Raw genomic sequence first — 12,922 nt, forward strand, 5'->3', positions numbered from 1 at the left:
CCTTCCGTCTCCGCGCTGGTGGCCCAGATGGGCGAAGGGCCGGCGCCGCTGTATGCGCGGGTCAAGCAGATGATCGTCCAGCAGATCGAAAACGGCAGCTGGCCGCCCCATCATCGCGTCCCGTCGGAAAGCGAGCTGGTCAGCCAACTGGGCTTCAGCCGCATGACCATCAACCGCGCCCTGCGCGAGCTGACCGCCGAGGGTCTGCTGGTCCGCATGCAGGGCGTCGGGACTTTCGTCGCCGAACCCAAGACCCGCTCGGCGCTGTTCGAAGTCAACAACATCGCCGACGAGATCGCCGGGCGCGGGCATCAGCACCGCTGTCAGGTGATCGTTCTGGCCGAAGAGCCTGCCGGCTCCGAGCGTGCCCTGGCGCTGGACATGCGCGAAGGCCAGCGGGTGTTCCATTCGCTGATCGTGCATTACGAAAACGGCGTGCCGGTGCAGATCGAGGACCGCTACGTCAATGCACTGATCGCGCCAGACTACCTCAAGCAGGACTTCACCCGGCAGACGCCCTACGCCTATCTGTCCCAGGTCGCCCCGCTGACCGAAGGCGAGCACGTGGTCGAAGCGATCCTGGCTGAGCCTGACGAATGCAAGCTCCTGCAGATCGAGCGTGGCGAGCCGTGCCTGCTGATTCGCCGGCGTACCTGGTCGGGCCGCCAGCCGGTCACCGCCGCGCGCTTGATTCACCCCGGTTCCCGTCATCGCCTGGAAGGACGTTTCAGCAAATGAGCCAGTTGCAGTTGTTGCGTGCCCGCGATTATCCGCGCATGCCCTGGAAGAACGGTGGTGGGTCCACCGAAGAGATCACCCGCGATGCGGGCGTTGGCCTGGACGGGTTCGGCTGGCGCCTGTCGATCGCCGATATCGAGGCCTCCGGCGGCTTTTCCAGCTTCACCGGTTACCAGCGGATCATCACCGTGCTGCAGGGCGATGGCATGCGCCTGTCGGTGGACGGTCACGAAAGCCGGCCGTTGCTACTGTTCGATGCCTTTGCGTTCAGTGGCGAGAGCCAGGTGGCCTGCACGCTGCAGGGTGGCCCGATCCGCGACTTCAACCTGATCTATGCGCCGAACCGGTACGGGGCGCGGTTGCAGTGGTTTGCCGCTAGCACCCGCCTGTTCAGTGCGGCCGAGACCGTGCTGGTGTTCAGTGCCGAGGCGGACTTGCACGTTGCGATCCAGGGGCAGGAGTCGGGGCTTGGGTTGTATGACTGCCTGCAGCTCAGTGGTAACGCGGGCTTGCTCGAGGTCGAGGTATCGGGGCGCTGCTGCGTTATCGAGTTGAGCCCTCGCCACGTGTGAGTTTCGCGGGCCCTATCGCGGGACGAGCCCGCTCCTACAGATTCAGCGCTGTCCTGGACCTGTAGGAGCGGGCTCGTCCCGCGATAGGGCCCTCAAAAACCCTGCAAAACAGTTACCCGGTAACGCCCGCAAACAGCGCACCCTGTTACCGAATGCCCCAAAGTGGCGCAAAGCCATTGCCGTCTGAATTCCCACCAAATCCTTCCCCCTGATTTTTCTCCCCCCCTCAAGCCCTTGAGTCACAAGGTCTGCAGCCCATCACCCGAACACCTCTAACCACCCGTTTCGACGACTTGGCAATTCAATTGCATATGCTTGTATGTACAAGTAAAGATAAGTGCGCGATAGTGGATAGGCCGTCCCATCCGCACGGTACTGAACAGCCCCGGCCCGCCGATCTCGTCGGGTTTGAATAGATCGCTCAAGGAGCACCTTTCGTGACTGACAAAAAGCCCACCACCTTCCGTGACGTCGAGATCCGCGCCCCACGTGGCACCCAGTTGAACGCCAAGAGCTGGCTGACCGAAGCCCCGCTGCGGATGCTGATGAACAACCTGGATCCGGAGGTGGCCGAAAACCCCAAGGAGCTGGTGGTGTACGGCGGCATCGGCCGTGCTGCGCGCAACTGGGAGTGCTATGACAAGATCGTCTCCACCCTCAAGGAGTTGAACGACGACGAAACCCTGCTGGTGCAGTCGGGCAAGCCGGTCGGCGTGTTCAAGACCCACAGCAACGCCCCCCGTGTACTGATCGCCAACTCCAACCTGGTGCCGCACTGGGCCAACTGGGAGCACTTCAACGAGCTGGACGCCAAGGGCCTGGCCATGTACGGCCAGATGACCGCCGGCAGCTGGATCTACATCGGTAGCCAGGGCATCGTTCAGGGCACCTACGAAACCTTCGTCGAAGCCGGTCGCCAGCACTACGGCGGCAACCTCAAGGGCCGCTGGGTGCTGACCGCAGGCCTGGGCGGCATGGGCGGGGCCCAGCCTCTGGCCGCGACCCTGGCTGGCGCCTGCTCGCTGAACATCGAATGCCAGCAGGTCAGCATCGACTTCCGCCTGCGCACCCGTTATGTCGACGAGCAGGCCACCGACCTCGATGACGCCCTGGCACGCATCGCCAAGTACACCGCCGAAGGCAAGGCGGTTTCCATCGCCCTGCATGGCAACGCTGCTGAAATCCTCCCGGAACTGGTCAAGCGTGGCGTGCGTCCGGACATGGTCACCGACCAGACCAGCGCCCACGACCCGCTCAATGGCTATCTGCCGATCGGCTGGACCTGGGAGCAGTACCGCGACCGCGCCAAGACCGACCCGGCTGGCGTGGTCAAGGCCGCCAAGCAATCGATGGCCGTGCATGTACAAGCCATGCTCGACTTCCAGAAGGCCGGCGTGCCGACCTTCGACTACGGCAACAACATCCGCCAGATGGCCCAGGAAGAAGGCGTGAAGAATGCCTTCGACTTCCCAGGCTTCGTGCCGGCCTACATCCGTCCGCTGTTCTGCCGCGGCATCGGCCCGTTCCGCTGGGCAGCCCTGTCGGGCGACCCGCAGGACATCTACAAGACCGACGCCAAGGTCAAGGAACTGATCCCGGACGACGAGCACCTGCACCGCTGGCTGGACATGGCCCGCGAGCGCATCAGCTTCCAGGGCCTGCCGGCACGTATCTGCTGGGTTGGCCTGGGCCTTCGCGCCAAGCTGGGCCTGGCGTTCAACGAAATGGTGCGCAGCGGCGAGCTGTCCGCCCCGGTGGTGATCGGCCGCGATCACCTGGACTCCGGCTCCGTATCGAGCCCGAACCGTGAAACCGAATCCATGCAGGATGGCTCCGATGCCGTGTCCGACTGGCCGCTGCTCAACGCCCTGCTCAACACTGCAGGCGGTGCCACCTGGGTTTCCCTGCATCACGGCGGTGGCGTGGGCATGGGCTTCTCCCAGCACTCGGGTGTGGTCATCGTCTGTGACGGTACCGACGAAGCGGCAGCGCGCATTGCCCGCGTCCTGACCAACGACCCGGCCACCGGCGTGATGCGTCATGCCGATGCCGGTTACCAGATTGCGATCGATTGCGCCAAAGAGCAGGGTCTGAACCTGCCGATGATTACGGGTTGATCGGCGTCCCAGGGGCTGCTGCGCAGCCCCATCGCGGGACAAGCCCGCTCCTACTGTAGGAGCGGGCTTGCCCGCGAAGGGGCACGCAGTGGCCCCAGGTGATCCACCTTCTTTGCAAGGACTGCCGATTTCCACTTCTTAAGTTTGGGAGCGTCACGCAATGAAAACCAACAAGACCTTGCTTGCTTCGCTGTTCGCCCTTGGCCTGCTCGGCAGCGCCGGTGCCACTCAGGCCGCTACCTGGTGCGAATCCGGCAAACCGGTGAAATTCGCCGGGCTGAACTGGGAAAGCGGCATGCTGCTGACCGACGTGATGCAGTTCGTTCTCGAGAAGGGCTACGACTGCAAGACCGACAGCCTGCCGGGCAACTCCATCACCATGGAGAACGCCCTGGGCACCAACGATATCCAGGTCTTCGCCGAGGAATGGGTGGGTCGCAGCGAGGTGTGGAAAAAGGCTGAGGCAGCCGGCAAGGTGGTCGGCGTCGGCGCACCGGTGGTCGGTGCGGTCGAAGGCTGGTACGTGCCGCGCTACGTGATCGAGGGCGATGCCAAGCGCAAGCTCGAAGCCAAGGCGCCGGATCTGAAGAACGTGGCCGACCTGGCCCAGTACGCCAGTGTCTTCAAGGATCCTGAAGAACCGAGCAAAGGCCGTTTCTACAACTGCCCGGCCGGCTGGACCTGTGAGCTGGACAACACCCAGATGCTCAAGGAATACGGCCTGGAAGACAAATTCACCAACTTCCGCCCGGGCACCGGTCCGGCGCTGGATGCTGCGGCGCTGTCGAGCTACAAGCGCGGCGAACCGATCCTCCTCTACTACTGGACGCCGACCCCGCTGATGGGCCAGATCGACCTGGTCAAGCTCGAGGAAAAGCCGGGTGTGGACAAGACCGTGTCGATCAAGGTCGGCCTGTCGAAAACCTTCCACGAACAAGCGCCGGAGCTGGTCGGCGTACTGGAGAAGGTCAATATTCCGCTCGACATTCTCAACCAGAATCTGGGGCGCATGAGCAAGGAACGCATCGAATCGCCGAAGCTGGCCAAGATCTTCCTCAAGGAACATCCTGAAGTCTGGCAGGCGTGGGTCAGTGAAGACGCTGCCAAGAAGATCAATGCGGCGCTCTGAGCGTCCTCACCTGATGAGTGGTACCTATGTTCCCTGACAACCTCACATTCTCCATCGCCGACTGGGTCAATGGCTGGGTCGATGCGCTGGTGACCAACTACGGCGATGTGTTCCGGCACATTTCCGACACCCTGCTGTGGGCCATCGTCAACCTCGAAGGCCTGCTGCGTGCGACGCCCTGGTGGCTGATGCTGGGGGTCGTCGCGGTCATCGCCTGGCACGCCACCCGCCGCATCCTGCCGACCCTGGTGATCACCGGCCTGCTGTTCCTGGTCGGCGCTGTCGGCCTGTGGGACAAGCTGATGCAGACGCTCGCGCTGATGCTGGTGGCCACGCTGATCTCGGTGCTGGTGGGCATCCCACTGGGCATCCTGTCGGCGCGCAGCAATCGCCTGCGGGCGGTACTGATGCCGCTGCTGGACATCATGCAGACCATGCCCAGCTTCGTGTACCTGATCCCGGTGCTGATGCTGTTCGGCCTGGGCAAGGTGCCGGCGATCTTCGCCACGGTCATCTATGCCGCGCCGCCACTGATCCGCCTGACCGACCTGGGGATTCGCCAGGTCGATGGCGAGGTGATGGAAGCGATCAACGCTTTCGGCGCCAACCGCTGGCAGCAGCTGTTCGGCGTGCAGTTGCCGCTGGCGCTGCCGAGCATCATGGCCGGGATCAACCAGACCACCATGATGGCCCTGTCGATGGTGGTGATCGCCTCGATGATCGGCGCCCGCGGCCTGGGTGAGGACGTGCTGGTCGGCATCCAGACCCTCAACGTTGGCCGCGGCCTCGAAGCGGGCCTGGCCATCGTGATTCTCGCGGTGGTGATCGACCGCATTACCCAGGCCTATGGTCGGCCACGTCATGAGGTGAGCAAATGAGCACGCAGCCGATCAGCAAGATCGAAGTGAAGAACGTCTTCAAGATCTTCGGCGAGCGCGCCGGGGAAGCCCTGCAACTGATCCGCGAGGCGCGCAGCAAGGAGCAGGTGCTGTCGCAGACCGGCTGCGTGGTTGGGGTCAACGACCTGTCGCTGTCGATCGGCAGCGGCGAGATCTTCGTCATCATGGGCCTGTCCGGCTCGGGCAAGTCCACCCTGGTGCGCCACTTCAACCGCCTGATCGACCCCACCAGCGGGCAGATCCTGGTGGATGGCGAAGATATCCTGCAGTACGACATGGACGCCCTGCGCGAATTCCGCCGACGCAAGATCAGCATGGTGTTCCAGAGTTTCGGCCTGTTGCCGCACCGCAATGTGCTGGACAACGTCGCCTACGGCCTGAAGGTGCGTGGCGAGAGCAAGCAGCTGTGCCAGGAGCGTGCGCTGCAGTGGATCGAGACCGTGGGCCTGAAGGGCTACGAGAAGAAGTATCCGCACCAGCTCTCCGGCGGCATGCGCCAGCGCGTGGGCCTGGCCCGGGCGCTGGCCGCCGACACTGACATCATTCTCATGGACGAGGCTTTCAGCGCCCTCGACCCACTGATCCGCGCCGAAATGCAGGACCAGTTGCTGGAACTGCAGAAAACCCTGCACAAGACCATCGTGTTCATCACCCATGACCTGGACGAGGCGGTACGCATCGGCAACCGTATTGCCATTCTCAAGGATGGCCGCCTGATCCAGGTGGGTACGCCGCAGGAAATCCTTCACTCGCCGGCCGACGAATACGTTGACCGTTTCGTTCAGCGCCGCGCCGTCGCGGTATGAGGAGCATCATGTCGAAACCTGAAGTCGTGGTGATCGGCAACGGGCCTGTACGGTGGCAGGACATCGCCGCCGTGGCCCGCCATGGCGCGCGCCTGGAGCTGGCACCGCAGGTCTGGGCGCGCATCGACAATGCCCAGGCCATCGTCCGGCGTATCGTCGACAGCGGCGAGCGCGCCTATGGCGTGAACACCGGCCTGGGCGCCTTGTGCAATGTCTCGCTGCAGGGCGAGCAGCTCAGCGCACTGTCGCGCAACACCTTGCTCAGCCACGCCTGCGGCGTCGGCCCTGCGCTGCCGGACGAACAGACGCGGGCGATCATCTGCGCCGCCATCGTCAACTACAGCCATGGCAAGTCGGGCCTGCAGCGTTCGGTGGTCGAGGCGCTGCTGGCGTTGCTCGAACATGGCATTACCCCGCAGGTTCCGTCCCAGGGTTCGGTGGGGTATCTGACGCACATGGCCCACATCGGCGTGAGCCTGCTGGGGGTGGGCAAGGTCAGTTATCGCGGGCGCCTCGTGGAGGCCGCCGAGGCCTTGGCCGATGCCGGGCTTGCGCCTGTGCAGCTGGGGGCCAAGGACGGGCTGTGCCTGGTCAATGGCACGCCGTGCATTACCGGCCTCGCCAGCCTTGCACTGGATGACGCCAGCCGCCTGCTGCAATGGGCCGATGTGATCGGCGCCATGAGCTTCGAGGCCCTGCGCGGCCAGATCGCCGCGTTCGACGCCGAGATCATCGCCCTCAAGCCACACCCAGGCATGCAAGTGGTGGGCGAGAACCTGCGCGCGCTGCTCGATGGCAGTGAAGTGATCGCCTCGAGCAAAGGCATCCGTACCCAGGACGCCCTGAGCATCCGCTCTATCCCGCAGGTGCATGGCGCGGCGCGCGACCAACTGGCCCATGTGGTGTGTCAGGTCGAGGCCGAGCTCAACGGCGCCAACGACAACCCGCTGCTGCTCGGCACACCGGACGATTTCCGTGTGGTCTCGCAGGCCAACCCCCACGGCCAGTCGGTGGCCCTGGCTGCCGACCTGCTGGCGATCGCCATGGCCGAGATCGGCTCGATCGCCGAGCGGCGTCTGGACCGCCTGGTCAACCCGCATGTCAGTGGCTTGCCGGCGTTCCTGGTCAGCAACCCGGGCGTCAACTCGGGGATGATGATCGCCCAGTACGTCGCCGCCTCGCTGTGCGGGCAGAACCGCCAGCTGGCGCAGCCCGCGGTGCTCGACAATTTCGTCACCTCGGGGCTGCAGGAAGATCACCTGAGCATGGGCACCAATGCTGCGCTCAAGCTGCACCAGGTGTTGGAGAACTGCACGCAGATCCTCGCCATCGAGTACCTGCTGGCCGCCCAGGCATTCGAATTCCTCAAGGAACAGCGTTTCGGCGCGGGCACCGACGCGGCCTGGCGCTTGCTGCGCGAGAGCGTGCCTGCCTACCTGCAGGACCGCTGGCTGGCGCCGGACATCGCCAGCACCGCGGCCTTGCTCAAGGATCCACGGTTGCCGCAGCCGCTGCTGGCTGCGCTGCACTAAACAAAATAACAAGGAGCATGAACATGGAAGCTTTTACCCTGACCCCCGGCCAGTTGACCCTGGCCCAGTTGCGCCGCATCCACCAGGCGCCGGTGCGCCTGAGCCTCGATGCCGACGCTGGTGCCGCCATCGACGCCAGCGTTGCCTGCGTCGAGCGCATTCTGGCCGAAGACCGCACGGCCTACGGCATCAACACCGGCTTCGGCCTGCTGGCCTCGACCCGCATCGCCAGCCACGACCTGGAAAACCTCCAGCGCTCGCTGGTGCTGTCCCACGCTGCCGGGATCGGCGCGCCGCTGGACGATGCGCTGGTGCGTCTGATCATGGTGCTGAAGATCAACAGCCTCAGCCGTGGTTTCTCCGGCATCCGCCGCAAGGTCATCGATGCGCTGATCAGCCTGGTCAACGCCGAGGTCTATCCGCACATTCCGCTGAAGGGCTCGGTTGGCGCCTCTGGCGACCTCGCGCCGCTGGCGCACATGTCGCTGGTATTGCTGGGCGAGGGCAAGGCGCGTTACCAGGGACAATGGCTGAATGCCAACGAAGCCCTCGCGGTGGCAGGCCTCGAGCCGCTGACCCTGGCTGCCAAGGAAGGCCTGGCCCTGCTCAACGGTACGCAGGCGTCCACCGCCTATGCGCTGCGTGGCCTGTTCCAGGCCGAAGACCTGTTCGCCGGGGCCATCGCCTGTGGTGCGCTCACCGTGGAAGCGGCACTGGGCTCGCGCTCGCCGTTCGATGCGCGTGTCCATGAGGTGCGCGGGCAACGTGGCCAGATCGACGCTGCCGCCTGCTACCGCGACCTGCTGGGCGACTCCAGCGAGATTTCGCAGTCGCACAAGAACTGCGGCAAGGTCCAGGACCCTTACTCGCTGCGTTGCCAGCCGCAAGTCATGGGCGCCTGCCTTACGCAACTGCGCCAGGCTGCCGAGGTGCTGGCCATCGAGTCCAACGCGGTATCCGACAACCCGCTGGTGTTCGCCGCCGAGGACGAGGTGATTTCGGGCGGCAACTTCCACGCAGAGCCTGTGGCCATGGCGGCTGACAACATCGCGCTGGCCATTGCCGAGATCGGCTCGCTGAGCGAACGCCGCATCTCGCTGATGATGGACAAGCACATGTCGCAGCTGCCGCCGTTCCTGGTGGAAAACGGCGGGGTCAACTCCGGCTTCATGATCGCCCAGGTCACCGCCGCCGCACTGGCCAGCGAGAACAAGGCCCTGTCGCACCCGCACAGCGTCGACAGCCTGCCGACCTCGGCCAACCAGGAAGACCACGTGTCGATGGCCCCGGCCGCCGGCAAACGTCTGTGGGAGATGGCCGAGAACACCCGTGGCGTGCTGGCCATCGAATGGCTGGGCGCCTGTCAGGGCCTGGACCTGCGTGAGGGCCTGAAGACCTCGGCCAAGCTGGAGCAGGCGCGCCAGACCCTGCGCCGCGAGGTGCCGCACTATGACCGTGACCGCTTCTTCGCGCCGGATATCGAGGTGGCGGTGGAGCTATTGGCCGACGGGCGCCTGACCGGGTTGCTGCCCGCCGGAGTACTGCCGAGCCTGTGATCGGTGTCGATGCCATCGCGGGCCGAGCTCGCTCCCGTAGCCGAACCTGCAGTCGCGGGCTCGTCCCGCGATGAGGCAATCAAGAACAACAATAAGGACGAACCATGCAACCAGCACAAGGACTCAAGCGCGGGCTGACCGCCCGACACATTCGATTCATGGCCTTGGGATCGGCCATCGGCACCGGCCTGTTCTACGGCTCGGCGTCGGCGATCCAGATGGCCGGGCCAGCAGTGCTGCTGGCCTACCTGATCGGCGGCGCGGCGGTGTTCATGGTCATGCGCGCCCTCGGCGAGATGGCCGTGCACAACCCCGTGGCCGGTTCTTTCGGGCAGTACGCCAGCACCTATCTCGGGCCAATGGCCGGATTCGTGCTCGGCTGGACCTATGCCTTCGAGATGATCATCGTGTGCATCGCCGACGTCACCGCGTTCGGGATCTACATGGGCTTCTGGTTTCCCGAGGTGCCGCGCTGGATCTGGGTGCTGGGCATCGTGTTCCTGATCGGCGGGCTGAACCTGTGCAACGTCAGGGTGTTCGGCGAGATGGAGTTCTGGCTGTCGCTGCTCAAGGTCGGCGCCATCGTGGCGATGATCGTGGCCGGCTTCGGCATCATGGCGTTCGGCCTGGGCCAGGCCGGTGGCGAAACCAGCGTCGGTGTCGCCAACCTGTTCGAGCATGGCGGCTTCCTGCCCAATGGTGTCGGTGGCCTGGTCGCCTCGTTCGCGGTGGTGATGTTCGCCTTCGGCGGCATCGAGATCATCGGCATTACCGCCGGTGAGGCGCAGGACCCCAAGCGCGTCATCCCCAAGGCGATCAACGCCGTGCCGCTGCGCATCCTGCTGTTCTACGTGCTGACGCTGTTCGTGCTGATGTGCCTGTACCCCTGGCCACAGATCGGCACCCAGGGCAGCCCCTTCGTGCAGATCTTCAGCAACCTTGGCATCGGCTCGGCCGCTGCGGTGCTGAACGTGGTGGTGATTTCCGCGGCGGTTTCGGCGATCAACAGCGACATCTTCGGTGCGGGTCGCATGATGTATGGCCTGGCCGAACAGGGCCAGGCGCCGCGCGGGTTCGCGCAGTTGTCCAGGCACGGCGTGCCGTGGCTGACGGTGCTGGTGATGGGCGCTGCTCTGCTGCTGGGGGTGCTGCTCAACTACCTGATTCCGGAAGACGTCTTCCTGCTGATCGCCTCGATCGCTACCTTCGCCACCGTGTGGGTGTGGCTGATGATTCTGGTCACCCAGGTGGCCATGCGTCGGCGCATGAGCCGCGAGCAAGCGGTGGCGCTGGAGTTCCCGGTGCCGTTCTGGCCATGGGGCCCGGCGCTGGCGATTGTGTTCATGTTGTTCATTTTCGGTGTGCTCGGCTACTTCCCGAACACCCAGGCGGCGCTGCTGGTGGGCGTGGCGTGGGTGGTGTTCCTGGTGCTGTCCTACCTGTTGTGGTGCAAGCCGCGCTCAGGGCAGGGCCAGGTCGCCCGGGAGCAGGCCGAACTGCACCGCTGACTTGTGGAGAGCTTTATGAGAACCCTCTGGCAGCACTGCCACGCGGCCACCATGGCCAACGGCAGCTACTCGATCATCGAGGACGCGGCGATCGTCACCAATGCCGGGCTGATCGAATGGATCGGCCCCCAGGCCGAACTGCCGGGCGTCGATGCCGAACGCGTGGTCGACCTGGGCGGCGCCTGGGTCACTCCCGGCCTGATCGACTGCCACACCCACACGGTGTTCGGCGGCAACCGCAGCGGTGAGTTCGAGCAGCGCCTGCAGGGCGTCAGCTACGCCGAGATCGCCGCCCAGGGCGGTGGCATCGCCAGCACCGTGCGTGCTACTCGCGCGGCCAGTGAGGACGCACTGCTGGCCAGCGCCCGTCAGCGCGTTCAGGCGTTGCTGCGCGATGGTGTGACCACCCTGGAGATCAAGTCCGGCTACGGCCTGGACCTGGCCAACGAGCGCAAGATGCTGCGCGTTGCCCGACGCATCGCAGAAGAGCTGCCGGTGACCGTCCGCGCCACCTGCCTTGCCGCCCACGCGTTGCCGCCGGAGTACGCCGGGCGGGCCGACGACTACATCACCCATGTCTGCGACGAGATGCTCCCGGCCCTGGCCGCTGAAGGGTTGGTGGATGCGGTGGATGCCTTCTGCGAGCACCTGGCGTTCTCGCCGGCGCAGGTCGAGCGGGTGTTCATCAAGGCGCGCGAGCTGGGGTTGCCGGTCAAGCTGCACGCTGAACAATTGTCGTCGCTGCATGGCTCCACGCTCGCGGCGCGCTACCAGGCGCTGTCGGCCGATCACCTGGAATTCATGACCGAGGAAGATGCCATCGCCATGGCTCAGGCTGGCACCGTCGCCGTGCTGCTGCCGGGGGCGTTCTACTTCCTGCGCGAAACCCAGTTGCCGCCGATGGACGCTCTGCGTCGGCATGGCGTGAAGATCGCTCTGTCCAGCGACCTCAACCCCGGCACCTCGCCAGTGCTGTCGCTGCGCCTGATGCTGAACATGGGCTGCACCCTGTTCCGCATGACCCCGGAAGAAGCCTTGGCCGGTGTCACCCTGTACGCCGCCACGGCCCTGGGCCTGGGCGACAGCCATGGTTCGCTGGAGACTGGCAAGGTCGCCGACTTCGTCGCCTGGCAGATCGAACGACCTGCCGACCTGGCCTACTGGCTGGGTGGCGACCTGCCTAAGCGCGTGGTGCGCCTGGGCCATGAAATTTCCCACTGAGCGAGGCGTCATGGACAAGGTATTGAGTTTTCATCAAGGTCGCCTGCCGCTGCTGATCAGCATGCCCCACGCCGGCCTCAAGTTGACCCCGGCGGTCGAGGCCGGGCTGGTGGACGAGGCCAAAAGCCTGCCGGACACCGACTGGCATATCCCGCAGCTGTACGATTTTGCCCGTGAGCTGGGTGCCAGCGTGGTGGCGGCGCAGTACTCGCGCTTCGTCATCGACCTGAACCGACCGGACGATGACAAGCCGTTGTATGTCGGCGCCACCACGGGTCTGTACCCGGCGACGCTGTTCGAGGGCGAGCCGTTGTTCAGGGACGGCCAGGTGCCGTCGGCCGACGAGCGTGCCACCTACCTGGAGCAGATCTGGCGCCCTTACCACGGCACGATCCGCCAGGAGCTGGATCGCCTGCGCGCCGAATTCGGTTACGCGCTGCTGTGGGATGCCCACTCGATCCGTTCGGTGATCCCGCACCTGTTCGAGGGCAAGCTGCCGGACTTCAACCTCGGCACCTTCAACGGCGCGAGCTGTGACTCGGAGCTGGCCGAACGGCTGGAGAAGGTGTGTGCTCAGGCGCCAGCCTATACCCATGTGCTCAACGGGCGCTTCAAAGGCGGACACATCACCCGGCATTACGGGGATCCGACCAATCATATCCATGCAGTGCAACTGGAGCTGGCGCAGAGCACCTATATGGAAGAGGTGGAGCCGTTCGCCTACCGCGAGGATCTGGCGCGGCCCACGCAGGAGGTGCTGCAGCATCTGCTCGCGAGCGTGCTCGAGTGGGGCAAGATGCGTTACGGCAAGTGAGCCCAGCCCCAGGCCGGAACAAAGCCGGCC

Annotated in this window: 11 protein-coding genes; all 11 read left to right on the forward strand. The window is 65.0% G+C overall.

Annotated features, from left to right (window positions below):
- The first annotated feature begins 27 nt into the window (after positions 1–27).
- The 11 genes from hutC (at position 28) to hutG (ending at position 12,892) form a co-directional block, all read left to right on the forward strand.
- A complete protein-coding gene (gene hutC, locus AC2CGW_RS16650; RefSeq protein ID WP_186666102.1) occupies positions 28–738 on the forward strand; it encodes a histidine utilization transcriptional repressor HutC in 711 nt (236 codons plus the stop codon).
- Positions 735–1,310, forward strand: a complete 576-nt coding sequence (locus tag AC2CGW_RS16655; protein ID WP_484574324.1) for a HutD/Ves family protein — start codon at positions 735–737, stop codon at positions 1,308–1,310. The genes hutC and AC2CGW_RS16655 overlap by 4 nt, the downstream gene beginning before the upstream one ends.
- 437 nt (positions 1,311–1,747) lie before the next feature.
- Entirely contained in the window at positions 1,748–3,427 is a 1,680-nt protein-coding gene (gene hutU / locus AC2CGW_RS16660) for a urocanate hydratase (protein ID WP_186665762.1), read from the forward strand.
- Positions 3,428–3,587: 160 nt separating this feature from the next.
- On the forward strand, positions 3,588–4,556 hold the full coding sequence (locus AC2CGW_RS16665) for an ABC transporter substrate-binding protein (RefSeq protein WP_411383418.1): 969 nt from the start codon (positions 3,588–3,590) through the stop codon (positions 4,554–4,556).
- 26 nt (positions 4,557–4,582) lie between these two features.
- Complete coding sequence (locus AC2CGW_RS16670; RefSeq protein WP_186665766.1) at positions 4,583–5,434, forward strand: ABC transporter permease; 852 nt, start codon at positions 4,583–4,585, stop codon at positions 5,432–5,434.
- Positions 5,431–6,261 carry a quaternary amine ABC transporter ATP-binding protein gene (locus AC2CGW_RS16675; protein WP_186665768.1) on the forward strand — a complete coding sequence of 277 codons (831 nt, stop codon included), beginning with the start codon at positions 5,431–5,433 and terminating at the stop codon, positions 6,259–6,261. Before AC2CGW_RS16670 ends, AC2CGW_RS16675 begins: the two co-directional genes overlap by 4 nt.
- An 8-nt stretch (positions 6,262–6,269) precedes the next feature.
- Positions 6,270–7,793 (forward strand): HAL/PAL/TAL family ammonia-lyase, encoded by a 1,524-nt coding sequence (locus tag AC2CGW_RS16680; protein WP_484574325.1) that lies wholly within the window; start codon positions 6,270–6,272, stop codon positions 7,791–7,793.
- A gap of 23 nt (positions 7,794–7,816) precedes the next feature.
- A complete protein-coding gene (gene hutH, locus AC2CGW_RS16685) occupies positions 7,817–9,349 on the forward strand; it encodes a histidine ammonia-lyase (RefSeq protein ID WP_186665771.1) in 1,533 nt (510 codons plus the stop codon).
- A gap of 104 nt (positions 9,350–9,453) precedes the next feature.
- Complete coding sequence (locus AC2CGW_RS16690; protein WP_484574326.1) at positions 9,454–10,857, forward strand: amino acid permease; 1,404 nt, start codon at positions 9,454–9,456, stop codon at positions 10,855–10,857.
- Positions 10,858–10,872: 15 nt separating this feature from the next.
- Positions 10,873–12,078 (forward strand): imidazolonepropionase, encoded by a 1,206-nt coding sequence (gene hutI / locus AC2CGW_RS16695; RefSeq protein ID WP_186665775.1) that lies wholly within the window; start codon positions 10,873–10,875, stop codon positions 12,076–12,078.
- 10 nt (positions 12,079–12,088) lie between these two features.
- Positions 12,089–12,892: an N-formylglutamate deformylase gene (gene hutG / locus AC2CGW_RS16700; protein WP_186666104.1), complete on the forward strand. Its 804-nt coding sequence runs from the start codon at positions 12,089–12,091 to the stop codon at positions 12,890–12,892.
- Positions 12,893–12,922: the final 30 nt, after the last annotated feature.

Source organism: Pseudomonas sp. SYWMCR5 (assembly GCF_057197165.1).

What these genes read in the sequence shown, in the direction of transcription:
- hutI (WP_186665775.1), top strand. Translation starts at nt 10,873, where the DNA reads ATGAGAACCCTCTGGCAGCACTGCCACGCGGCCACCATGGCCAACGGC.
- hutC (WP_186666102.1), top strand. Translation starts at nt 28, where the DNA reads ATGGGCGAAGGGCCGGCGCCGCTGTATGCGCGGGTCAAGCAGATGATC.
- AC2CGW_RS16675 (WP_186665768.1), top strand. Translation starts at nt 5,431, where the DNA reads ATGAGCACGCAGCCGATCAGCAAGATCGAAGTGAAGAACGTCTTCAAG.
- hutG (WP_186666104.1), top strand. Translation starts at nt 12,089, where the DNA reads ATGGACAAGGTATTGAGTTTTCATCAAGGTCGCCTGCCGCTGCTGATC.
- AC2CGW_RS16665 (WP_411383418.1), top strand. Translation starts at nt 3,588, where the DNA reads ATGAAAACCAACAAGACCTTGCTTGCTTCGCTGTTCGCCCTTGGCCTG.
- AC2CGW_RS16655 (WP_484574324.1), top strand. Translation starts at nt 735, where the DNA reads ATGAGCCAGTTGCAGTTGTTGCGTGCCCGCGATTATCCGCGCATGCCC.
- AC2CGW_RS16680 (WP_484574325.1), top strand. Translation starts at nt 6,270, where the DNA reads ATGTCGAAACCTGAAGTCGTGGTGATCGGCAACGGGCCTGTACGGTGG.
- hutH (WP_186665771.1), top strand. Translation starts at nt 7,817, where the DNA reads ATGGAAGCTTTTACCCTGACCCCCGGCCAGTTGACCCTGGCCCAGTTG.
- AC2CGW_RS16690 (WP_484574326.1), top strand. Translation starts at nt 9,454, where the DNA reads ATGCAACCAGCACAAGGACTCAAGCGCGGGCTGACCGCCCGACACATT.
- AC2CGW_RS16670 (WP_186665766.1), top strand. Translation starts at nt 4,583, where the DNA reads ATGTTCCCTGACAACCTCACATTCTCCATCGCCGACTGGGTCAATGGC.